We start from the raw sequence: 22,098 nt of genomic DNA on the forward strand, positions 1-22,098 counted from the left end.
AAACAAAAATGGCCGCCTGAACAGGCGGCCATTTTTTTATGCGGGGAGGAACGATTACAGACGGAATTTCTGCAGCAGGTTGCTGAGGTTTTCCGCCAGTCGTGCCAGTTCCTGGCTGGAGGCATTGGTCTGGTTGGCACCGGCTGAGGTCTGGAACGACAGGTCGCGGATGGCGACCAGGTTCTTGTCCACTTCGCGGGCCACCATAGCCTGTTCTTCTGCAGCGCTGGCAATATTCAGGTTTTGTTCGTTGATCTGGCCGATCAGTACCGTAATTTCAGCCAGGGCGCTGCCGAGGTGATTCGCCATGTCCAGGGTGTTGTTGGCCCATTCGTTACTGGTCTGCATATTGTGAACGGCGGAGTCGGTTTCACTCTGCACGCTGTTGATCATGCGTTCGATTTCTTTGGTGGATTCCTGGGTACGGTGGGCCAGGGCGCGTACTTCGTCGGCGACCACGGCAAAACCACGGCCAGACTCACCCGCGCGGGCGGCTTCGATGGCGGCGTTCAGGGCCAGCAGGTTGGTTTGTTCGGCAATGGCGCGGATAACATCCAGCACCTGACCAATGTCTTTGACGTTGTTGGCCAGCACCATAATGCCGTTGGTGGTTTTTTCGATTTCACCCACCAGTTTGCCGATGGTGTCGATGGTTTCTTCCAGTTTGCCCTGGCCCATGCGGGCTTTGGCATTGACCTGCTCGGAGTTGGACGAGGTGGTGCTGGCGCTGTTGGCAACTTCATCCACCGCCACGGTCAGTTCGTTCACTGCGGTGGCCGCCTGTTCCAGCTGCGTGCCCTGCTGATGCACGATTTCACTGGCGTCGTTGGTGACCACGCTCAGTTCTTCCGAGGTGGTGGCCAGCTGATGGGACGAGTCGGAAATATGGTTGATGGTTTCGCGCAGCTGGTCCTGCATCTGGTGCAGGGCGCGCATCATATCAGCGGCTTCGTCTTTACCCTGATCCTGAATCGGCTGGCTGAGGTCACCGGTGGCAACCCGCTGGGCCACTGTAACGGCTTTCTGCAGAGGGTTAACCACGCTGCGGCTGAACAGGGTGGCCAGTACGGCCACAGCCGCCAGGGCAACAATAATGGCGGCGTAAATGCTGAAGGACGCGCTGGCGCTGATGTCCTGGGCTTCAGTCACTGTACGTTTGGCCGACTCAGTTTCGAGAGCGGCCAGTTTGTTCAGACTGGCAGTAAGGCTGATGGACAGCGGGCCGACTTTATCTTCACGCAGCTGTTCAGCGGCTTCTGTTTCTCCGCGCTCCAGCATATCCAGCCATTCGACCAGAATACGGTCGTATTCCTGTTTGCCTTTATTAATTTCCTGCAGCAAGGCTTTGGCACTCTCACTCTTTACCAGTGCCTGCATACGGTCGGCTGCTTGCTGATAGCTGGCGGTGACTTCCTGTAAGCGCCGACGTGAGCGTTCTTTGCCGGCTTCGTTGGTCGCCACCACTAAACTTACGGCATGCAGACGGGTAAACAGAAAATCGCGGCGCATTTCGCCAACGTTGTTGACCTGCGGCAGGCGCTCAAGGCCCAGCTCTTCTGCGGCATGGCTGAGCGTATTCAGTTGCCCAACAGCAAATAAGCCCAGCAGCAGGGTGATCAGGCCCAGCAGACCAAAAAACAGCACAGAGCGTTGACCAATGCGGATATTACGCAACATGGCGGCATTCCTTTAAACAGTAGTAATCAGGGATAAGTGGCAATTGTAGACAGTGATGGAAAATTTGCCGGAGATATTTTCCCTATATCCGACCTTGTTAGTGGGAATAGGCTAGAATCAGCGCTTTTTACGGGGGTTCTTATGCTCAGTGCTTCATCATCTGATTTGATCCGCACCACCGAGTGCCGTCAGCTGCCGCAGGCTGGTGCCGTGGAAGTGCTGACGCTGGTGAATGGCACCGCGTTAGTCATTGCCGCTGACAGCCTCAGTCTGTACCGCAGCCCGCAGCAGGTGGGGGACCCATTGGGTAACGGGCTGGTGGCATCGGTGGCGGTGGCGCCATTGTTGATGCCCCGGCAAGAGCGTTTTGTGCAGGAGTATCGGGCCGGTTACGTCGGTCTGTGCGATGGCCGGGTGCTGCTGATCAGCCTTAACTTTGTGCAGCTGTTCGGCAGTAAAGAGGATGCGCTGCACAATCGTCATGAACAGGCCCGCCTGTCGCTGGCACATTGATTCCTTCCGCATTCGCCTTGGTTTTTCGCATTGGTTTGTTGCTGATCCGCATCGCGGTATGATGCGCGCCATATCGTTTCTTATGCGGAGTGCTGCGTGTCCATCAGCCGTTTTTACACCTATATCATTGGCGCCAACCGGCCGGTCGGGCATTTTCTCAGTCGTGCCCTGGCCGCCCAGGATCTGATGTACAAGGGCTTCGGGCTGGAAAGCCGAGAACGCATGACCGTGCTGGCGGCTGGCAAACCATTCTTTGTGCTGGTGCCGTCGCTGTTTCATCCGGACGATTACGCCCATCTGCCGTTCTGGCTGGAGCAGGCCGCCGAAGAAGATGTGCCGGTGGTGTTGTTATCGTCGCTGGCGGTGTTTCCGCCCCGGGCAGACAAGGGCTGGGCTGAACAGGAAGAAACCTTTGCCCATACCGCTCTGGCGGAAGACTTGCTGGCCATTGAAGCACTGACCCGGCAAAACCGTCGCCATCTTATTTTGCGTATTGGTCAGGGGTTTTCGCTGATGACTCAGGACTTTGCCAACCAGCTGCTGACGTTAATTCGTGAGCAGGCGCAGCCGGCGCTGGATATGCAGCGTAAGTTCAGCCCGACACCGGCCGATGATGTCGCTGACGTGATTATTGCCATGCTCAAACAGGCGTCCTGCACCGATGACTTATGGGGCACGTACCATTTTTGCGGGGTCGAGCCGGTCTCGTCCTATGCCTTTGCGGAGGCCTTGCTGGCGGAAGCCGGGCAATACGAGGATTTGGGGGCGGTGAAGCTGACGTCGCAGGAGGGCGGGGTGATGCCGGCCATCTGGGTGCCCAGTGGCGACGATACGCGGTTATTTTATACTTTTGGCATTAAGCCCAAGGCCTGGCGCAAAGGACTGAGCCGGTTAGTGCGGCGGTATTACCGGGCCGACGCCTGAACGGTACGATTACCGCAGTCTTGGTTCAGCCCAGGTTCAGCGCCGAAGATTCCTGATACAGACGCATAAGTTTGTCGGTGATGATGGTGCGGATGCCTTCCCGTTCCAGCGCTGACAGGTTGGGTAGTTCTTTCAGGCGCAGTCGGTTCAGGTGCAGACAGGGCATTTTGTCGTTGAATTCGCGCAAATCACCTTTCATTAAGACCGGCAGAAAAGGGTCGCTGCTGTTGGAGCGGCGCAGAATCTGGCGGATACCTTCCTGAAACGGAATCGGCACCGAACGCACGTTTTTGTCTTTGTGCGAAATCACCAGATACAGCCCCTGTTTACCGATCAGATTGCCGGGAATAACGTGCAGGCCGGTGGATTGCACGGCATCCGGGTTCAGATGACTGAAGGTGTCGTGAAAGGCGTAGGGGTCGGGCAGGATCACCAGCTGGCGGTTGGCTTCTTCGGGAAAGAAGATGCTGTAGTTGGTATACAGCTGACGCACGGTGGATGAAAACACGCAGAAACGGTTTTCAAACTGTTTCACAAAGGACAGGGCGCGCTGATGCTGATGGATCTTTTGCAGATCCCACACCAGATCCGAATTTTGCTGGGTTTGATTCAGTGCGTTCATAAGCCTGTCCTCTTGATACTCCCGGAAGCGGCGGTATGACCGCAACCCGTCGTGTTGGTTCGCTTGCATACTATGCAAAGCCGGGTGGTTTGCCAGTCGGGTTTCTGTACTGCGTCACAAACTGACAAAATTTGTCACCCATGGGCCCGACCGGGTGCGCCAGTGCTGTCTGCTACCGGCAGGGCATTCTGCCCGGTGGGGATTTCTGATGCTGGCAGTATGGGGGTGGGGCGGCCATCTGTCTGTGACCGGTAAGACAAGTCAACCGTTAACCGGTTGGCAGTTTTACATCTGTTAACAAAACCACCAGTTCGCTTAACAAACGCCAGGGATTTTCACCGCTGCCTTTGATAGCCTGATCAACCTTTTCCGCCTGTAATAAGGCTTGTTCCAGCTGTTGCTGGCTGAGTTTCTGCAGGGCTTTTTTGAACGGCGCCTGTTGCTTAGGCCAGATGCCCTGTTTGGTAAAGGCTTCGCTGAGTTGCTGGCCACTGAGGGGTTTTAACGCCAGCAGCTGGCGGATTTTCCGCAGCAATGCGCCCAGAATCATAATGGCTTCCACCCCTTCGGCCTGCAGGTGGTTAAGAATACGCACGGCTTCGGCCAGTTTGCCCAGCAGGCAGGCATCGGCCAGACCGAAGGCATCAAAGCGCGAGCTGTCGCCAATGGCTTGCTGTATCAGTTCTTCGCTGATGCTCTGGGTGCCGAGCAGGCGCAGTTTTTCAATTTCCTGCACGGCGGCCAGCAGGTTGCCTTCGGTTTGTTGCGCCAGCAATGCCAGCGCTGCCGGTTCGATCTGTAAGCCGGCCTGTTGCAGGCGGCGTTTCAGCCAGCCGGGAAAGTCATTGCGGTCAATCGGCCACAGCGGCAACCAGACGCCCTGTTTCTCCGCCGCCTTGACCCAGGCGGCCCGTTGCATGCTGGCATCCAGGCGCGGGCAGACGATTAACAGCAGGTTGTCAGGGTTGGGGTTGTTGATCAGTGCCAGCAGTGTGTCGCCCTTATCGGAGGGTTTGCCGTTGGGGATGCGGACTTCCAGAATGCGGCGGCTGGCAAACAGCGACATGGCGCTGGCCTCGTCGCGCAGGTGATTCCAGTCAAAACTGCCTTCGGCGTGAAACAGCTCGCGCTCGTCGATACCGGCTTTACGGGCCGCAGCGCGTATATCATCGCAGGCTTCCATAATCAGCAGCGGATCATCGCCGCTGACCAGATAGGCCGGGGCCAGCCCTTTACTGAGCGTGGCGCTGAGCTGATCCTGACGGATTTTCACGCACCGGCTCCGTTGGCGTCTGGGCTGTCGATGGGTGTGGCGCCGGGAGTGGCGCTGGTGTCGTCAGTCTGCATTTCGCTGTCGTAATTCAGCCGCTGCAGGCGGCGTAACAGCTGCCGCACCATGTCACGCTCCAGATCGGCGCGTTGCTGCTGTTCGGAGTTGGCGGTGCCCACTACGTTGCTGACGTCGTTGCTGAGGTAACGGCGGCCGCGCAGTTCAATTAAGACAAAACCATCGCGGTCGTTGCGTTGCAGGCGGGCTTCAAGGCGGCCGTTCAGTTCGTATTCGCCGATCTGACCGCTGCTGTTGATGGACAAGGTACGGCGTTCAATTTCCAGCGCACCCACCGTCAGTACCGCCTGGGCGTCGGCGGCTTCGTCAGCCAGCACCACATCGTTAAATTCCAGTTGCAGGCGCAGTTGCTGATTAAAGCTGTTACTGGCCTGGCTTTGCAGGTGCAGTACCCGGTACTCCGGTGGCAGCGGGGTTACGCCGCGCAGCTGCCAGCCGCAGCCGGCCAGCAGGGTAACAGTCAAAATCCAGGCAACAATACGCATAAACATCCCAATTTACATAGGCGCTTCAGAGCCCTGGCGCGGCCGGGGCCGCACCAGAGCGCCGCATCAGTTAGCGACAATATTCACCAGCTTACCCGGCACCACAATCACTTTGCGGATGGTCAGGCCTTCCAGGGTTTTCGCCACGGCTTCTTTAGCGGCGGTTTCCAGCGCGTCTTTGCTGATGTCGGCGGCCACTTCGACCTTACCGCGCAGCTTGCCGTTCACCTGTACCACCACTTCGATGGAGTCGCGCACCAGTGCGCTGTCATCCACCGCCGGCCATTGGGCATCCAGTACCAGCCCGGTGTTGCCAAAGGCTTCCCACAGTTGCTGGGCAATATGGGGAGCGATGGGCGACAGCATACGCACAATGGCATCCAGGCCTTCGGCCACTACGGCACGGCTGCCGGCGCTGGCTAAATCCAGTTTCTGCAGGGTGTTCAGCAGTTCCATTACGGCGGCAATGCCGGTGTTGAAGTTGTAACGGCGGCCGACGTCATCGCTGACTTTGCGGATGGTTTCGTGCACTTTGCGGCGCGCGTCTTTTTCGTCTTTGCTCAGATCCGCGGCGTTGCCACGGTCGGCCTGTTGCAGCAGTTCGTAGCTTAAGCGCCAGACGCGCTGCAGGAAGCGCTGGGCACCCTGCACGCCGGAATCGGACCATTCCAGGGTTTGCTCCGGCGGCGCGGCGAACATGGTGTACAGACGCACGGTGTCGGCGCCGTACTGGTCGATGGCTTCCTGCGGGTCGACACCGTTGTTTTTCGACTTCGACATTTTGCTCATGCCGGCAGCCTGCAGCGGCAGACCATCGCTGGTGCGTTTGGCACCGGTTACACGGCCTTTGTCGTCGCGCTCAACAGTGACTTCGGTGGGGTTAACCCACTCTTTGCCGCCGTGTTCGGTGCTGTAGTAGAAGGCTTCCGCCAGCACCATGCCCTGACACAGCAGGTTGTTGAACGGTTCGTTGCCCGGCACCAGGCCGGCATCGCGCAGCAGCTTGTGGAAGAAGCGCGCGTACAGCAGGTGCAGAATGGCGTGTTCAATACCGCCGATGTACTGGTCGACCGGCAGCCAGTAGTTGGCTTCTTCCGGGTTGACCATGTGCATATCGTCCTGCGGAGAGCAGTAACGGGCGTAATACCAGGACGACTCCATAAAGGTGTCGAAGGTGTCGGTTTCGCGGAATGCCGGCTCGCCGTTGTATTCGACGTTCTCAAATTCCGGGTTGTTTTTGATCGGTGAATTAACGCCGTCCATCACCACGTCGGTGGGCAGAATCACCGGCTGCAGGCTTTCCGGGGCGACGATGGTGTCACCGGCCTGGGTGCGGATCATCGGGATCGGCGCGCCCCAGTAACGCTGGCGGCTGACGCCCCAGTCGCGCAGGCGGTAGTTGGTTTTCACCTCGCCTTTACCGGCAGCCACCAGTTTGGCGGCGATGGCATCAAAGGCCTGGTCAAAGTTCAGGCCGTCGAACTCGCCGGAATTGATCAGGGTGCCTTTTTCGGTGTAGGCGGCTTTGCTCAGGTCGCATTCGTCACCATCGTTGGCGGCGATGACCTGCTGAATCTCAATGCCGTATTTCTGCGCAAATTCCCAGTCGCGCTGGTCGTGGGCTGGTACGGCCATTACCGCACCGGTACCGAATTCCATCAACACGAAGTTGGCAACCCAGACTGGTACGGCCTGGCCGGAGATTGGGTGAATGGCGGTAAAGCCGGTGGCCATGCCTTTTTTCTCGGCGGTGGCCAGGTCCGCTTCGGCGGTGCCGCTGCGGTTGCACTCGTCAATAAAGGCGGCCAGGGCCGGATTGTTGGAAGCGGCTTCTTTGGCCAGTGGGTGGCCGGCGGCCACGGCCACGTAGCTGACGCCCATAACGGTGTCGGGGCGGGTGGTGTAAATTTCCAGCCCGTCAGCGCGGCCCTGCAGGCCGAAGGTCATCTGCACGCCACGGGATTTACCGATCCAGTTGCGCTGCATGGCTTTCACCTGTTCCGGCCAGCCGTCGAGCTGGTCGAGGTCGTTCAGCAGTTCTTCGGCGTAATCGGTAATGCGGATAAACCACTGCGGAATTTCTTTGCGCTCAACGATGGAGTCGCAGCGCCAGCAGCAGCCGTCGATAACCTGTTCGTTGGCCAGGACGGTCTGGTCATTCGGACACCAGTTCACCGCTGAAACTTTTTTGTAGGCCAGGCCTTTGTCGATCAGCTTGGTAAAGAACCACTGTTCCCAGCGGTAGTATTCCGGCTGGCAGGTGGTTAATTCGCGGTTCCAGTCGTAGCCAAAGCCCAGCGATTTCAGCTGGTTTTTCATGTAGGCGATGTTTTCGATGGTCCACTTGGCGGGTGCCACTTTGTGCTTGATGGCAGCGTTTTCCGCCGGCAAGCCGAAGGCGTCCCAGCCCATCGGCTGCATAACGTTTTTGCCCTGCATACGCTGATAACGGGAAATCACATCACCGATGGTGTAGTTACGCACGTGCCCCATGTGTAGCCGGCCGCTTGGGTAAGGGAACATCGACAGGCAGTAGAATTTCTCTTTATTGCTGTCGATAACGGCTTTGAATACCTGATTTTCTTCCCAGCGTTGCTGTACGGAAGGCTCGATGTCGCGGGGGTTGTAGGTCTCTTGCATCATGGTGGTTTCGGTCTGTTCGCAGGGCCAGAATAAAGCCCGGAAGTGTACCCGAATGCGCCGGTAGCTCATAGGGGCAGGCGCTGGCGTGTCGGGTATAAGCCCTTTCTGAATGTGTGGGATAGGCCAATTAAGCCGCAGGCTGCTTGATGCAGGTCAGCATTTATCGCCAATAGTGGCGGCTCTGCACCTTTGGCCTATTGGCCTGTGGTCGCTGAGTGCGTATGTTTGCCGACCATTCCAATGTCGTACTAATAAAGTGGTAGATATGAAAAACATCATGGTGGCCGGGTTCGCCGTATTGTTGCTGTTAAGTGTGTCTGCACAGGCCGATGTCAACCGGATGCTGCAGGAAATGGCCGTTATTGAACGCAATACGGCGTTACTGCAGGCTGCGCTTAACGATGGTCAGGAGCGCGCCACCCTGTGTGTGCACTGTCACGGCAATGATGGCAACAGCAAGCGTGACTATATTCCCAACCTGGCGGCGCAGAACTCTGAGTATCTGTTAACCCAGTTTGAACATTTTGCCGACGGCACCCGCAGCGATTATGTGATGAGCAAGCTGGCCAAAGGCCTGTCAGAAAATGACCGCGTTGCCATTGCGCTGTTCTTTTCCAGCCAGACGGTAAAACCGCGTCAGCAACCGGAGGCCGACAGTGAGAAAGGCAAGGCGTTGTACGACAGCCTGTGTTTTGCCTGTCACGGTGTCAGCGGTCATGGCAGCAAACAGTACCCGCGTATTGCCGGCCAGCCTTATGAGTTTCTGGAAACCACGCTGATGAAATTCCTGAATAATGACCCGACGCGGCAGAACTCGCCGATGATGTCGGTGATCCGTAACCTGAACGCCCAGCAAATTAAGGAAGTGGCCGCGCACGTCGCCAATATGCCCTGAACCGGCCGCCTTTGTTACACTGGCGGCCCGCTGAATTATGCAGGCCGCCCGATGTCTTCTCTCCCTTCTGTTGGTACCGATCCCCGCTGGCAATTCTGGATTGACCGTGGCGGCACCTTCACCGATATCGTCGCCATAACCCCGGCCGGTGAACTGCTTACCCATAAACTGTTGTCAGAAAATCCGCAGCATTATGCCGATGCCGCAGTGGAAGGTATCCGGCAGTTGCAGGCGCGCTTCCCACAATTACCGGCGGACATTGCGGCGGTAAAAATGGGCACCACGGTGGCCACCAATGCGTTGCTGGAACGCAAGGGCGCGCGCACCCTGCTGTGCATTACCAAAGGCCTGCGCGATCAGCTGGCCATCGGCTATCAGACGCGGCCGGATATTTTTGCCTTATTTACTAAACAACCGGCGCCTTTGTACGAACAGGTGGTGGAAATACCCGAGCGCGTATTGGCCGATGGTACGGTCGGCTATCCGCTGGATGAAGAAGCGGTGCTGGTGCAGTTACTGGAAGCCCGCCGGCACGGGTTTGATAGTATTGCCGTGGTGCTGATGCACAGCTGGCAATACCCGCAGCACGAACAGCGCATTGGCGCTATCGCCGCCGGGCTGGGGTTTACGCAGATTTCTTTAAGTCACCGCATCAGTCCGTTAATTAAATTGGTACCGCGTGGCGACACCACCGTGGCCGATGCTTATTTATCGCCGGTATTACGCCGTTATGTGGAGCAGGTGCAGGCGGAATTACCCCCCACCAATCTGCAGTTTATGCAGTCGCACGGCGGCCTGTGTGCTGCTGCCGACTTTCACGGTAAAGACGCCATTTTATCCGGCCCGGCCGGTGGTGTGGTCGGCATGGTGCGCACTGCACAAGCCGATGGGTTTGCACAGTTAATTGGCTTCGATATGGGCGGCACCTCCACCGATGTCAGCCATTTTTCCGGAACTTATGAGCGCAGCACTTTAACCGAAGTGAATGGCGTTAAATTGCGCGTGCCGCTGATGAATATTCACACCGTGGCGGCCGGTGGCGGTTCCATTGTGCGCTTTGACGATGGGCGCTTGCAGGTGGGTCCGGAATCCGCCGGCAGCTATCCTGGCCCGGCCTGTTACCGCCACGGCGGGCCGCTGACCATTACCGACTGCAATGTGCTGCTGGGGCGTTTGCAGCCGGAGTATTTTCCGGCCCTGTTCGGGCCGCAGCAGAATCAGCCGTTGGATGTGCTGCGGGTACAGCAATTATTTGCCCAGCTGGCGGAGCAGGTGAACGAGCAAACCGGCATTTTGTATACCCCGGAGCAACTGGCGCAGGCCTTTATTACCATTGCGGTGGAAAATATGGCGGCGGCGGTGAAAAAAATCTCGGTGCAACGCGGCTACGATATCCGCGACTATGTGCTGAACGCCTTTGGCGGCGCCGGTGCTCAGCATGCCTGTGCGGTGGCGCAGGCGTTGGGTATACAGCAGGTGTATCTGCATCCATTGGCTGGTGTGTTATCGGCCTTTGGTATTGGTTTGGCGGAACAGCGCTGGCTTGGGGATGAAGCGGTATTACAGCCGTGCGACCAGCAGGTAAGCGCAGCCGCGAAGCAGGCGTTCGAGCGCTTGTCTCAGCGCGCCACGTTAGCGTCACCGGAACAGAGTATCCGCCGCGCCTGGCTGCGCTACGACGGCAGTGATACGCCGCTGTTGGTGGCTTATGCCGAGCCGGGGGACATGCTGGATGAATTTGCCACACAACACCGGCAACTCTTCGGCTTTGTGCACAGCGGTCGCCGCGTCTGGCTGGATGCCGTGCAACTGGAACTGGCACAGGGGCAAACGGCCCTGCCGGCGCTGGCATTGCCCGCGCAGAGTGGTGCGCCGCTGGGGCAGGTAAGCATGCTGGTGAATGGCAAGCCGCAGCCGGTCGCGGTCTGGCAGCGCGAGCAACTGGCCGCTGGTTTTTCTGCCACCGGCCCACTGTTATTAACCGATGCCAACAGCACCATTGTGGTGGATGCCGGTTGGCAGCTGCAGGTGCTGAACAGCGGGGCTTTGTTGCTGACCGATCAGCGTCAGGCCGCCGCAACCTCCGGTGTCGGAAATAACCCAAATAACCGCATAGAGAACACCACCGCCGATCCGGTGCAGCTGGAAATATTTAATCATTTGTTTATGTCCGTCGCTGAACAGATGGGACTGGTGCTGGAACAAACCGCCAGCAGCGTGAACATTAAAGAGCGGCTGGATTTTTCCTGCGCCTTATTCGACACCCAGGGTGAACTGATCGCCAATGCGCCGCATATTCCGGTGCATTTAGGCTCGATGAGTGAAAGCATTAAAGTGGTGATGCACGGCCAGCCAACGATGCATCCCGGCGATGCCTTTGTACTGAATACGCCCTATAACGGCGGTACCCATTTACCCGATGTGACGGTGGTAAAACCGGTATTTATTGCACCGTTTAAACCGGGCAATAGCGCCGATTTTTATGTCGCGGCCCGTGGTCATCATGCCGATATTGGCGGTATTACGCCCGGCTCGATGCCGGCTCACAGCCGTCATATTGAAGAAGAAGGTGTGCTGCTGGATAACCTGTTGCTGATGCGTGACGGTCAGCTGCAGCAGGCTGAAATCCGCCGCGTGTTGGCTTCCGCACGTTATCCGGCCCGCAATCCCGATCAGAATATGGCCGATTTAGCCGCACAGCTGGCCGCCTGCGAAAAAGGCGCGGCGGAATTACAACGCCTGTGTGCGCAGTACGGTTTAAATACGGTGCAGCTGCGTATGCAGCAGGTGCTGGATAATGCCGAATACACATTGCGTAATGCATTAAAACAATTACCCTCCGGGCAATTTTTCGCACAAATGGATGATGGCACGCAGTTTAAGGTACGCATTGATGTAGATGCCGAACGCGGTTCAGCGCTGGTGGATTTTACCGGTACCCATTACCGCCCCGATCAGCCGCAGCATCCGGGCAATTTTAATGCCCCGTCCTCGGTGGTCATGGCTGCGGTGTTGTACAGTTTTCGTGTGCTGGTGGCGCGGCCCATGCCCTTAAATGCCGGATTTTTCCGGCCGTTAACCGTCCGTATTCCGCCGGCTTCAATCATTGCGCCGCAATACCCGGCGGCCGTGGTGTCGGGCAATGTGGAAACCGCGCAATATCTGGTCGATGTCTTAATGGGCGCGCTGGGGTTAATGGCCGGTTCGCAGGGCACCAATAATAATTTCACCTTCGGTAATGAGCGTTACCAGTATTACGAAACTCTGTGCGGTGGTACCGGCGCCTGTGCGCAGGCCGATGGCGCCAGCGCATTGCACAGCCATATGACCAATTCGCGCTTAACCGATCCGGAAATTCTGGAGCAGCGTTTTCCGGTGGTGCTGGAGAAATTTCATATTCGTCGTGGTTCCGGCGGAACAGGCCAATTCAGTGGTGGCAATGGGGTCGAGCGGCATATCCGCTTTCTGGAACCCATGCGCGCCAATATTATCAGTGGCCGGCGCAGCGTTGCACCGCATGGGCTGGCGGGTGGCCAGGCCGGTTTGGCGGGAATAAATGCAGTCTTGCGTCATACCGGCACGCTGGAACGGTTAAGTGGTTGTGCTGATGTGGCCATGCAGGCTGGTGATGTGTTTTGCATTAACACACCCGGAGGCGGAGGTTTTGGTCCGGAAAATCCCGGATAAAAAATATGAATTGGTCATTTCCAGCCAGCTTGTCGGAAAATTTGTTGCCAGAATATGAAAAAATTACAAATTACTACCGTTATTTCTGCCGCTAACCCTTTTGGGGTACTAAACTGCCCGATTGTCATCCTGCGAAAAAACACTTATGCGGCGCAATCTTCCTGTTACCCAGACTGAACGGACGTTCCCGGCGGAACAGAAGCTTATTTCATCGACCGATCTGAAAGGCATTATCCGCCATTGTAACGATGACTTTGAAGCGGTGAGTGGGTATTCACGCGCCGAGTTGATTGGTCAGCCACACAATATTGTGCGCCACCCTGATATGCCACCGGCTGCCTACAAAAATATGTGGGAACACCTGAAAGCCGGGCGGCCGTGGATGGGTATTGTCAAAAACCGCTGTAAAAACGGTGATTATTATTGGGTGCATGCCTATGTAACGCCGGTTGCAGAAAATGGCGTGGTGGTGGGGTACGAATCGGTGCGGGTTAAACCCCATGCTTCGGATGTGGCGCGGGCTACCCGCCTGTATAACCGCCTGAACCGCGGCGGCAGCCTGAAATCCTGGCGTGATCTGCGCAGCCTGATTCCGCTGTTGTTCGGTTTACCGGTGCTGGGTGGTCTGGCGTTCCTGCTGAATGATCAGGTGTGGCCGGCTTTTATTCTGGCTTCTTTAAGCGGCCTGGGTTACGCCGCTTATGCGCTGCGCGAGCAAAACCGGATTCTGAAATCGCTGCTGAAAATGATGCCGAATGCCTTCTATGATCCGCTGGCGGCCAAGGTCTTCAGCTCGGATACCTTACTTCTGGGGCAGATCAAAACCGCGGTAATCAGTCAGCAACGGCATCTGGATACGGTGCTTACCCGTATCGAAGACGCGGCCAATATTGTTTACAAAGGTGCCGATCAGGGGTTGGTACAGGTGGAAAATACCCGCTCGGCGCTGGTCGGGCAGCAGACCGAGACAGAACAGGTGGCCACCGCCGTGCAGGAAATGTCGGCCACCATTAACGAAGTGGCCGACAGCGTACAGAATACCGCCAATCAGGCTGGCCATACCCGCGAATTGGCCGAAAGCGGCCGTGATGTGATTCATGCAACGCGCGAATCCATCGACCATCTGGCTCAAACCGTTAATGATATCCGCGCTGCGGTGAATGAACTGGCGGGCCAGACCAAAGCCATCGCCGGCTCGGCGCAGATCATCGAGCAGATTGCTGAACAAACCAATCTGCTGGCCCTGAACGCCGCCATCGAAGCCGCCCGCGCCGGTGAACATGGCCGGGGCTTTGCGGTGGTCGCCGATGAGGTACGCAACCTGGCTGGTCGTACCCGCCAGTCGACTGCTGATATCCATAATATTGTTGATGCGCTGATGCAGCGCAGCGAAGCTTCAGTGCAGGTGGCCGGTGCCGGTGCTAAAGCGGCTGAGGCGGGGCTGGAGCGGATGCAACAGGCTGAGCAAACACTGCACGACATTGCTGCTTCGGTTGGCAGCATTGCCGAAATGGCCTTGCAGATGGCGACTGCGGTGGAAGAGCAGGCACAGGTTTCAGAACAAATCAGTGATCAGGTGACCCGCATCTCCGGCTTGTCGGATGACAGTATGAGCAGCGGTCAGCAGTCGGCCACCGAAGTCCGCAATATCCGTCAGGTGGCAGAAGACCTGCACGATCTGGTGGTGCGTTTCCGCTGAGTCACCAGAAGGATGTGAATACAACAGATTTTTTGGGGTAGCCTGGCCGCTATGTCTGAGCACAACTGTCAGGTATTCCGGGCCTTATGCTACAATCGCCGCCATATTCGTTAACCCGCTGCGGAGACAACCTATGGACATCATGCAGGTCATCAAAGATCAGATCGAACAGAACGCCATTCTGCTGTACATGAAAGGTTCACCGAACCAGCCGATGTGCGGTTTTTCTGCCCGCACCGTGCAGGCGGTGATGGATTGTGGCCAGAAATTTGCTTACGTGGATGTATTGTCGAATCCGGACGTGCGTACCAATCTGCCGGTATACGCTAACTGGCCGACTTTCCCGCAGCTGTGGGTAAATGGTGAACTGGTTGGCGGTTGCGATATCGTCACCGAAATGCACGCCAAAGGTGAACTGAAGCCGCTGCTGGAACAGGCGGTTTCTGCCTGATCTTAAGCACCAGAAAAAACCCGCTGCGGCGGGTTTTTTTATGCCGGTCCGGCGCGCCCCGGGCGTTGAGTCCGGCGGCCGGTCGTGGTTCCATAGCGCGATGCTGGAATCTTATAACAACCCTGCCGGACACCCTGATGAACACCGAAACTGCTGAAGCAACGCTGCCGTCTGCCGACTCTGCGGTACTGAATGCGTTGTTGCAGATTAAAAGCCGCTGGCCGGAAGCGCCACACTGCGGGCTGAACCGTCAGGGGTTGCTGGCGGCGCCGCTGCAACAGGCGCAGATGCTGTGGCTGAATGCCCCGGCCGGCTATGGCAAAAGTGTGTTGCTGGCCGATTATGCGCGTTCACAACAACAGCAGGGGGTGCCGGTACTCTGGTGCCGTATTGATAGCCAGGATCAGCCGGCGGCGCAGTTTCTGCTGCACCTGCTGGAACTGGCCGCCCGCCACTGGCCCGCTATTGAACAGACGGCGCTGGCGCACTGGTATGAAACCGGTCGCCGTGGTCACGTGGATACCGAGCAGGTGTTGCTGCTGTGGCTGGAAGCCCTGCAGCAGGGGGCTGACCCTCTGCTGCTGTGTCTGGATGATGTGCATAACCTCAGTGATGACAGCAGCTGGCAATTACTGGTGCGCCTGCTGGAACTGTTGCCGGAGCGCGTCAGTGTGGTATTGGCCAGCCGTCACTTACCCGGCCCGCTGGGCCGTCTGCATTTACTGCCCCGGTTGCACTGGTTACCCGCCGCCACACTGGTTTTCAGCGATGACGATACCCAACGCTTGCTGCAGCAGCATGGCATTGCCCGTGCCGCGGAGCTGGTGATGCCGTTAAGCCGCCGTCTGCAGGGCTGGCCGGCCGGTCTGGCCATCTGGCTGGCCTGTTATCGTGCTGCCGGCCAGCCGGCGGAACCGCCGGCCTCGCTGGGCGCTGCCGAAGCCGGTGATTATCTGCAGGGTGAAGTATTACAGCAGCAGTCAGAGGCGCTGCAGAACTTTATCGGGCTGGTAGCGGTGCTGGGCACCTTTAATGAAACCCTGTTGCGCCATTGTTGCGGCAATGACCAGTATCACCAGCTGTTGCAGCAGGCATTGCAGCAAAACTTATTTATAACGCCGTTAACCACCGTGCCGGGCTGGTTTCAGGTGCATCCGCTGATGGCTGGTTTACTGGCGGTGCGGCTGCCCGAATCGCAGCGTCTGCAACTGCACCGGCAGGCATTCAGCTGGCTCAGTCAGCACCGGCAACCGGTGGCAGCGTTGCAGCATGCGCTGGCAGCGGGTATGGGCGAAGAAGTGCAGGAATGGGTGGGGCGCGAAGCGGAACAGATTCTGGCTAATCTGGATATTGCCGGGCTGCTGCACTGGTTTGAACAGCTGGGGCCGGAATTACTGCAGCAGTCGCCACGCCTGATGGCCATTGCCTGCTGGGCCTTGTTACTGACGCAACAGCGTGAGCAGGCCCGTTCGTTACTGCAGTCATTATTACAGCGCGATTATGTGCAGGCCTTTGAGGCCGATGCCCTGCAGGGCTATCTGGCCCGGCTGGATGGTGATCTGGACGGCTCGGCGCTGTTGTGCCGGCGCGCACTGGAAGCCTTACCGCCGGCCCGCTTTGCTTTGCGCATTCTGATGAGTTCAACGCTGGCGCATTTGCAGCTGGCCCGGCAGGACACCGAAGATGCCCGCCACTGGAACCGCCTGACCCAGGATCTGGCGCGCCAGTATCAGGCGCCGGCGCTGGAAGCGCTGAGCCTGTTTGATTACGCCCGTATTGAACTGAACCGTGGCCATATCAGCCGCAGCAGCGCCATTATTGAACGTGGCCTGCAGTTGCTGGACGGTACATCGGAACACGCCGACCGCCTGCCGCGGGCGCGTTTGCTGCTGTATCGGGCGGTGTTGCTGTGGCTGACCGGCGACAGCGATGCGCGCCTGGAAGATGCCCTGCGCCAGGGCATTGCCGTCAGCACCGAGCTGCGAGATGTCAGCGTTTGTTACGGTTACGGCGTGGAAGCTATGCGTTGTGCCGCCCGGCAGGATTTTACCGCGGCGCTGGGGGCACTGGATGCGGCCGAGCGTCTGATGCAGCGCTGGCAGGTCGAGCGCAGTACCTATGAGTGGCTGGCGTTGGTGAAAGTGAATATCTGGATCACCCAGGGCAAGCTGGTACGCGCCCAGCAGGGGCTGGATCAGCTGCTGCGTGGCCGCACCTTTCTGGCGTTACCACGCCCGGAATTATTTCCCATGCAACCGGGCTTTGCGTTGCTGACCCAGGCGCGGCTGTGGCTGCATAACGGTCAGGTCAATGACTGTCTGGCGTTACTGGAACAGACCCTGCGCCAGCGTACCAATCCATTGATCAGTCTGGTGCTTGGGCTGTTGCGCAGTGCGGCGTTACGGCTGCAGCAGCCCGGGGCGGATGCGCAGCAGGTTTTCAGCCAGGCGCTGCGCAGTCTGCAACGGGAAGGGCTGGCGCTGAGCCTGCCCGATTGGCTGCCGGGCCTGAGTGATGGCAGCGTCAGCCTGGACAGTGGACGCGGCCTGGCGCTGTCAGCCAATCTCAGTGAACGCGAACTGGAGGTGCTGCGCAAAATTGCCCAGGGCTTATCCAACCAGGATATTGCCGACCAGCTGTTTATTTCGTTGCACACGGTGAAAACCCATGCCCGCAAAATCAACGTAAAGCTGGGCGCCCGCAGCCGTACGCAGGCGTTGCACCGGGCGCAGGAGCTTAATCTGCTTTAGGCAGGGCGGCTGGTTTGTCGCTGTCCAGCACTTCCCACGGCGGATTGGGGCGGATGCTTTCAATCACAAAATCAACAAAGCTGCGCACCTTGGCCGACAGATGCCGGTTGCTGGGGTACAGGGCGTGAATCGGGCTGGCTTCAAAGGGCCAGTCGGGCAGCACCGGAATCAGATTACCGGCCCGTACCGCCGGGGCGGCAATCAGCATCGGCAGTGGCGCAATACCGGCACCGGCCAGGGTTAAGGAATACAGACTGGCAAAGTCGTTTACCTGCAGCCGTGCTTTTACTTGAATGGATACTTCCTGCTCATCCGGTCCGGCCATATGCCACTGTGGCCACTGGCTGGCGGTAATCAGGCTGTGATTACTGAGTTCATCCGGGTGACTGGGGGCGGCTTTACGCCGCAGGTATTCGGGGCTGGCGCACAGCATGCCGCGCACATCACCGAGATAACGGCCGATCAGTGAGGAGTCTTCCAGCTGGCCGATCCGGAAGGCGATATCGATACCGTCCTGCACCAGATCCAGACGTTGATCCGACAGCACCAGGTCAACGTTTACCTGCGGATGCAGTTCCATAAACTCGGCGATCAGGGCGGATAACACGGTGGAACCAAACAGCACCGGCGCGGTAATACGCAGGGTACCGGTGGGCGTGCTCTGCATCTGGGTAACGGCGATATTGGCTTCTTCAATTTCGCTGAGAATGCGCGCGCAGTGGTTGTAGTAAGCATTGCCGGTATCGGTCAGGCGCAGGCTGCGGGTGGTGCGCTGAATTAAGCGCACGCCTAAGCGTTCTTCCAGCTGGGTGATTTTGCGGCTGACGGTGGATTTCGGCAGGCCCAGATTGCGGGCGGCCCCGGTAAAGCTGCCGGCATCCACCACGTGGGCAAAAATAGCCATTTCATTCAGGTCAAATTCTTCACGCTTTCCGATCAGCATAGCGGGGTTCCCCAGTCAGATTCCCCCGCTTAATGGGGGCAATGGCGTTATTTTAAAGTTCCAGATGGAACAATTCAGTAATTTTTTTCGCGATTAACGTCGCTGCAGGATGAATTACAACCTGACTTTAATACCGAAGGACACAATAGTGGGCAGATCGTTTACGTCTTTTCTGGTGCTGTAATCCGCGCCTTCGTATTGATAACCGGTGACGTTTTTACGGGCATAGACGTTAAGAATTTCGGCGTAGAAATCCAGCTCTCGGCCATTTTTCAGCCGGAAAGTGCGGTCGGCGCGCAGGTCGAGTTTGTGGTAAACGGGCAGGCGTTCAGAGTTCAGGCTGCCATAAACCGGAGTGTATAAATCGTTGCTGTCCGGACCAGTAACATCCGCCAGTGGTGTAATCAGCTGGCCGCTTTGCAGCCGCCATTTAAAGCCTACATCCCAGTGCTGGTTCAGTTGCCAGTTAGCCACCGCATTAATAATAAGCGGTTGGTCATAGTTATAACTGAATTCTTCACCGGTCAGTGTATTGGTGCGGAAGGTGCGCGAATAAGCCACCGATAACCAGCCGTACCAGCGGTCGCTGAGGTTTTTATTCAGGAAAAACTCCAGTCCCCAGGTTTTACCTTCGGCATCGTTGGTGTAGGTGGGTAATGCGTTGTATTCGGCTTCGGTCAGGGTCGGGTAGCTGCTGTCTTTGGCCGGACGCGACACAATCAGGTTATCCAGTTGTTTATAGTACAGCTGAATTTTCCACAGCAGGTCATCCCGCAGCTGTTGCTCCAGCCCTAACTCAAAATGCCGGGCGGTGGGTTGTTGCAGGTCTTCGTTACCAAAGGGCGCAATATACTGACCGAAATTATCCGGCAAAATGTGGTGGTCGCCGTAAGCGGCGTTAAACCACCATTGGTCGCGGAACTGCCAGCGGCTGCGCAGGCGCGGTTCAACAAAGGATTCGCTGGTGTAATCATCGTAAGACAGTGCCAGGGCCGGGGTTAACGTCCAGTTTTGGGTTACCTGCCAGATATCGGCAATATGAGCATCGTATTCGTTAATAACGGGTTCGCCGCTGCCGGTTAATGCTTCAGTACCATCGACAAGGCGGCAGTCGGTGCGGAATTCATCACAGGGCGGGCCGGAAAAGCGGCCGGCGTAATCAATATTTTTCTGCGTATATTCCACGCCCCATTGCAGCTCATGGGAAAAACTTAACGGCTGGTTAAACTGGCTGCGCAGATTAAAGTCGTTGACTTTGACATCGACAAAATTGGCATTGCCAATGGTGAACGCAAACTTCTGCTCCATGTGCGACAAACCAATTTTATGACTCATGCCGCTGGCATAAATCTTTTCCCAAAGTAAGCCCTGGGTATTAAAAAAGGCTTCAAAATTCAGCCCGCCGGATAAGCCCGGGTCCTGCAGTACGGCATCGGAATCCTCAGCAAATAACAAACCGGCTTTATCGCGGGAGCCCAGTATCTGAATGGCGACCTGTTCGGTGTCACTGAGGCGGAATTCGTACTTACCCTGGTAATCGTAGTATTCCGGTACAGTGGTGAATTCAAAATCTTCGTCATCGAGGAAGTTTTCGATGTAATACTGAAATAAACTCTGGCGGGCACCGAAATAAAAACTCTGGTTTTCGTTGACCGGCTGCTCGTAAAAGAAACCGGCTTTTAACAGGCTGGCATCAATAATAATCTGCCGGCGGTCGTAATACGGCGAGCGCGATGTGGCGTCGATCACGGCGCCGGTGGCATTGTTGTATTGGGGGGAAAAGGCCGCCAGTTCGAGGCGAAAATCTTCCAGCACGTTGTCACTGATAATGCTGGAGGAATCGCTGTGAAAAATATACCCGACCGGCAGGAAATCCACGTAGTAGGCGTTGTCGTTGGGTGATGAACCACGCACGGCAGGCTCTGACCCCATGCCGTTGGTAAAAGTAACACCGGGCAGGCTGCCAATAGCGCGTAATGGGTCGTAACCGGCACCGGGAACGCGCAGCAGTTTTTTGGTGGAAATTTCCGCCAGCGGTTCCTGCTGACCACTGATCTGAACCGTATCCAGTTGCAGCGCCGCCTCAGCCGGTGCAGCGGTTGTTGCGCCCGGTGCTGCGGTTGTTGCCTCCGGGCTGGTTTCTGCGGCGGCGGCCGGAATACCGGCCAGCAATAAAAACCCCAGGCGCTGCAATCTGTTCATGGCGTAATCCTTGTCCGGTTGTTCTTAATGTCAGTTTTCAGGGTTGGGCGTAGCCTGGTCGTGATACTGGTACTGAATAACGGCTTTAAAGGTGGTGCCGTTGTCGTCCTGAATATTGGTTAAGCCTTTATAGCGCAACAGTCGCTGGCTGGTTTTATCGTAGGTCAGTTCAATCGGGTCCAGCAGCCAGGCCAGCAGGCGTGAACTTAAGCGCATGGACAATACCAGTTCATTATTGTCGCTGGCCTGAGGTTCCAGCCGAAAGCGGATCAGATCCTGACGGGCGGCAGAAGCAAAATGAAAATCCACCCGTTTGCCTTGCTGCAGGGCCTGCCAGTGCTGGCGCACAAAATCATCAAAGCCGGCATCAATGATTAAATCATCCGGCAGGTTGCGGAAGGTTTTACGGCTGCTGTTGCCCTGCTCGGTCAGGCTCAGGGTCAGTTCATTACCCTGAAATACAGCCTGTTCGCGGTACTCTTTGCGGGCATCGGTGAGGGTAAATTCCGGAGTGGCGGCATTCTCGCCGTAGCGGTTGGTTTTTGTCGCCAGCAGGCGGCCATTGGCGTCGTGATATTCCACCTCGCGGCTGACCGGGCGCTGGTTTTGCAGCGTCAGACGATGACTTTCCCGGTACAGCACCAGGCTGCTGTCGTTTATATCACGGGCGGTGCCGGTGTATTCCAGCACTTCGGTCGTGGCAGCGCTGACCGGCAGCCCCTGTAACAGCGCCGGCAGCATCAGCAGGCCGAATATTTTATTCATGACTTCTCCGCTTTTACGGTGATGGGGCGCAGCCGTGCCATGGAAAACATCAGCATGGCCCAGCCAATACCAATCATGATTAAGGCCGCCGGCGCGGCGTCAACGGCACCGAGTAAATCTCCGGCGTAATAGCTCCAGGGCGCTGCCGTCAGGCCCAGCAGCACCGCCAGCCAGGGTTTGCGCAGCAGCCAGTCGAGTGAATGACGCAGGGTGCAGGCAAAGGCCAGCCACAGCAGCATCAGCCACAGGGGGATCAGCGCCGAGCTGTGGCCGGGAAAGCTGAGCAGACCGGCTTTATACAGCGCGGTATCAAACAGCACGCCGGTAATGGCAAAGGCGGCAAGCAGCATCGGTTCACCAGGTTTCAGCACTTGCCAGTGCCAGACAAAAAATGCCGCACAGACCGGAATGGCCCAGCTGTTGCCGCCCACCACACAGGCGATCCAGCACAGCTGAAATCCAATTACATTAATAGGCAGGGCCAATTTCTGCAT

General features: G+C 57.3%; 16 protein-coding genes. 7 read left to right on the plus strand and 9 right to left on the minus strand.

Annotated features, from left to right (window positions below; translation table 11 throughout):
• Positions 1-54: 54 nt before the first annotated feature.
• Complete coding sequence (locus GJQ55_RS02825) at positions 55-1,677, minus strand: methyl-accepting chemotaxis protein (RefSeq protein WP_228346003.1); 1,623 nt, start codon at positions 1,675-1,677, stop codon at positions 55-57.
• 141 nt (positions 1,678-1,818) lie between these two features.
• Here GJQ55_RS02825 and GJQ55_RS02830 point away from each other — a divergent pair, with 141 nt between their 5' ends.
• Both GJQ55_RS02830 and GJQ55_RS02835 read left to right on the plus strand, forming a co-directional pair.
• Entirely contained in the window at positions 1,819-2,190 is a 372-nt protein-coding gene (locus GJQ55_RS02830) for a hypothetical protein (protein WP_228346004.1), read from the plus strand.
• Between the two features lie 96 nt (positions 2,191-2,286).
• On the plus strand, positions 2,287-3,114 hold the full coding sequence (locus tag GJQ55_RS02835; RefSeq protein WP_228346005.1) for a sugar nucleotide-binding protein: 828 nt from the start codon (positions 2,287-2,289) through the stop codon (positions 3,112-3,114).
• A 25-nt stretch (positions 3,115-3,139) separates the two neighbouring features.
• On the opposite strand, the gene GJQ55_RS02840 is transcribed toward GJQ55_RS02835, so the two are convergent.
• From GJQ55_RS02840 to leuS, 4 genes are all read right to left on the minus strand, one after another.
• Entirely contained in the window at positions 3,140-3,736 is a 597-nt protein-coding gene (locus GJQ55_RS02840; RefSeq protein WP_228346006.1) for a hypothetical protein, read from the minus strand.
• 268 nt (positions 3,737-4,004) lie between these two features.
• Positions 4,005-5,009, minus strand: a complete 1,005-nt coding sequence (gene holA / locus GJQ55_RS02845) for a DNA polymerase III subunit delta (protein WP_228346007.1) — start codon at positions 5,007-5,009, stop codon at positions 4,005-4,007.
• Positions 5,006-5,569, minus strand: a complete 564-nt coding sequence (locus tag GJQ55_RS02850) for an LPS-assembly lipoprotein LptE (protein ID WP_228346008.1) — start codon at positions 5,567-5,569, stop codon at positions 5,006-5,008. Before GJQ55_RS02850 ends, holA begins: the two co-directional genes overlap by 4 nt.
• Positions 5,570-5,635: 66 nt before the next feature.
• A complete protein-coding gene (leuS, locus tag GJQ55_RS02855) occupies positions 5,636-8,209 on the minus strand; it encodes a leucine--tRNA ligase (protein WP_228346743.1) in 2,574 nt (857 codons plus the stop codon).
• Between the two features lie 268 nt (positions 8,210-8,477).
• On the opposite strand from leuS, the gene GJQ55_RS02860 reads away from it, so the two are divergent.
• The 5 genes from GJQ55_RS02860 (at position 8,478) to GJQ55_RS02880 (ending at position 17,694) form a co-directional block, all read left to right on the plus strand.
• Positions 8,478-9,107, plus strand: coding sequence for a c-type cytochrome (locus GJQ55_RS02860; RefSeq protein ID WP_228346009.1), 630 nt, complete (start codon positions 8,478-8,480; stop codon positions 9,105-9,107).
• Between the two features lie 51 nt (positions 9,108-9,158).
• On the plus strand, positions 9,159-12,794 hold the full coding sequence (locus GJQ55_RS02865; RefSeq protein ID WP_228346010.1) for a hydantoinase B/oxoprolinase family protein: 3,636 nt from the start codon (positions 9,159-9,161) through the stop codon (positions 12,792-12,794).
• Positions 12,795-12,939: 145 nt separating this feature from the next.
• Complete coding sequence (locus GJQ55_RS02870; protein WP_228346011.1) at positions 12,940-14,493, plus strand: methyl-accepting chemotaxis protein; 1,554 nt, start codon at positions 12,940-12,942, stop codon at positions 14,491-14,493.
• Positions 14,494-14,626: 133 nt separating this feature from the next.
• On the plus strand, positions 14,627-14,944 hold the full coding sequence (gene grxD / locus GJQ55_RS02875) for a Grx4 family monothiol glutaredoxin (RefSeq protein WP_228346012.1): 318 nt from the start codon (positions 14,627-14,629) through the stop codon (positions 14,942-14,944).
• 137 nt (positions 14,945-15,081) lie between these two features.
• Entirely contained in the window at positions 15,082-17,694 is a 2,613-nt protein-coding gene (locus GJQ55_RS02880) for a LuxR C-terminal-related transcriptional regulator (RefSeq protein WP_275944430.1), read from the plus strand.
• Here the strand turns inward: GJQ55_RS02880 and GJQ55_RS02890 are convergent.
• The 4 genes from GJQ55_RS02890 to GJQ55_RS02905 all read right to left on the minus strand — a co-directional run bounded on the left by GJQ55_RS02890 (position 17,681) and on the right by GJQ55_RS02905 (position 22,098).
• Positions 17,681-18,637 (minus strand): LysR family transcriptional regulator, encoded by a 957-nt coding sequence (locus GJQ55_RS02890; protein ID WP_228346013.1) that lies wholly within the window; start codon positions 18,635-18,637, stop codon positions 17,681-17,683. The two genes, GJQ55_RS02880 and GJQ55_RS02890, sit on opposite strands and share 14 nt — an antisense overlap.
• Before the next feature lie 114 nt (positions 18,638-18,751).
• Positions 18,752-20,839, minus strand: coding sequence for a TonB-dependent receptor plug domain-containing protein (locus GJQ55_RS02895; RefSeq protein WP_228346014.1), 2,088 nt, complete (start codon positions 20,837-20,839; stop codon positions 18,752-18,754).
• A 30-nt stretch (positions 20,840-20,869) separates the two neighbouring features.
• The gene (locus GJQ55_RS02900) at positions 20,870-21,604 is read right to left on the minus strand and encodes a hypothetical protein (RefSeq protein WP_228346015.1); all 735 of its coding nucleotides are present in this window, start codon (positions 21,602-21,604) and stop codon (positions 20,870-20,872) included.
• Positions 21,601-22,098 carry a DUF2878 domain-containing protein gene (locus tag GJQ55_RS02905; RefSeq protein ID WP_228346016.1) on the minus strand — a complete coding sequence of 166 codons (498 nt, stop codon included), beginning with the start codon at positions 22,096-22,098 and terminating at the stop codon, positions 21,601-21,603. The genes GJQ55_RS02900 and GJQ55_RS02905 overlap by 4 nt, the downstream gene beginning before the upstream one ends.

Origin of the sequence: Venatoribacter cucullus, from assembly GCF_016132445.1 — a bacterium.
Lineage (GTDB): Bacteria > Pseudomonadota > Gammaproteobacteria > Pseudomonadales > Oceanobacteraceae > Venatoribacter > Venatoribacter cucullus.

Bases quoted from the DNA above. Each gene is read 5' to 3' on its own strand.
- GJQ55_RS02860 (WP_228346009.1), top strand. From the start codon at position 8,478: ATGAAAAACATCATGGTGGCCGGGTTCGCCGTATTGTTGCTGTTAAGT.
- GJQ55_RS02905 (WP_228346016.1), bottom strand. From the start codon at position 22,098: ATGCAGAAATTGGCCCTGCCTATTAATGTAATTGGATTTCAGCTGTGC.
- GJQ55_RS02880 (WP_275944430.1), top strand. From the start codon at position 15,082: ATGAACACCGAAACTGCTGAAGCAACGCTGCCGTCTGCCGACTCTGCG.
- GJQ55_RS02840 (WP_228346006.1), bottom strand. From the start codon at position 3,736: ATGAACGCACTGAATCAAACCCAGCAAAATTCGGATCTGGTGTGGGAT.
- GJQ55_RS02850 (WP_228346008.1), bottom strand. From the start codon at position 5,569: ATGCGTATTGTTGCCTGGATTTTGACTGTTACCCTGCTGGCCGGCTGC.
- GJQ55_RS02830 (WP_228346004.1), top strand. From the start codon at position 1,819: ATGCTCAGTGCTTCATCATCTGATTTGATCCGCACCACCGAGTGCCGT.
- GJQ55_RS02865 (WP_228346010.1), top strand. From the start codon at position 9,159: ATGTCTTCTCTCCCTTCTGTTGGTACCGATCCCCGCTGGCAATTCTGG.
- grxD (WP_228346012.1), top strand. From the start codon at position 14,627: ATGGACATCATGCAGGTCATCAAAGATCAGATCGAACAGAACGCCATT.
- leuS (WP_228346743.1), bottom strand. From the start codon at position 8,209: ATGCAAGAGACCTACAACCCCCGCGACATCGAGCCTTCCGTACAGCAA.
- GJQ55_RS02895 (WP_228346014.1), bottom strand. From the start codon at position 20,839: ATGAACAGATTGCAGCGCCTGGGGTTTTTATTGCTGGCCGGTATTCCG.
- GJQ55_RS02900 (WP_228346015.1), bottom strand. From the start codon at position 21,604: ATGAATAAAATATTCGGCCTGCTGATGCTGCCGGCGCTGTTACAGGGG.
- GJQ55_RS02870 (WP_228346011.1), top strand. From the start codon at position 12,940: ATGCGGCGCAATCTTCCTGTTACCCAGACTGAACGGACGTTCCCGGCG.
- GJQ55_RS02825 (WP_228346003.1), bottom strand. From the start codon at position 1,677: ATGTTGCGTAATATCCGCATTGGTCAACGCTCTGTGCTGTTTTTTGGT.
- GJQ55_RS02890 (WP_228346013.1), bottom strand. From the start codon at position 18,637: ATGCTGATCGGAAAGCGTGAAGAATTTGACCTGAATGAAATGGCTATT.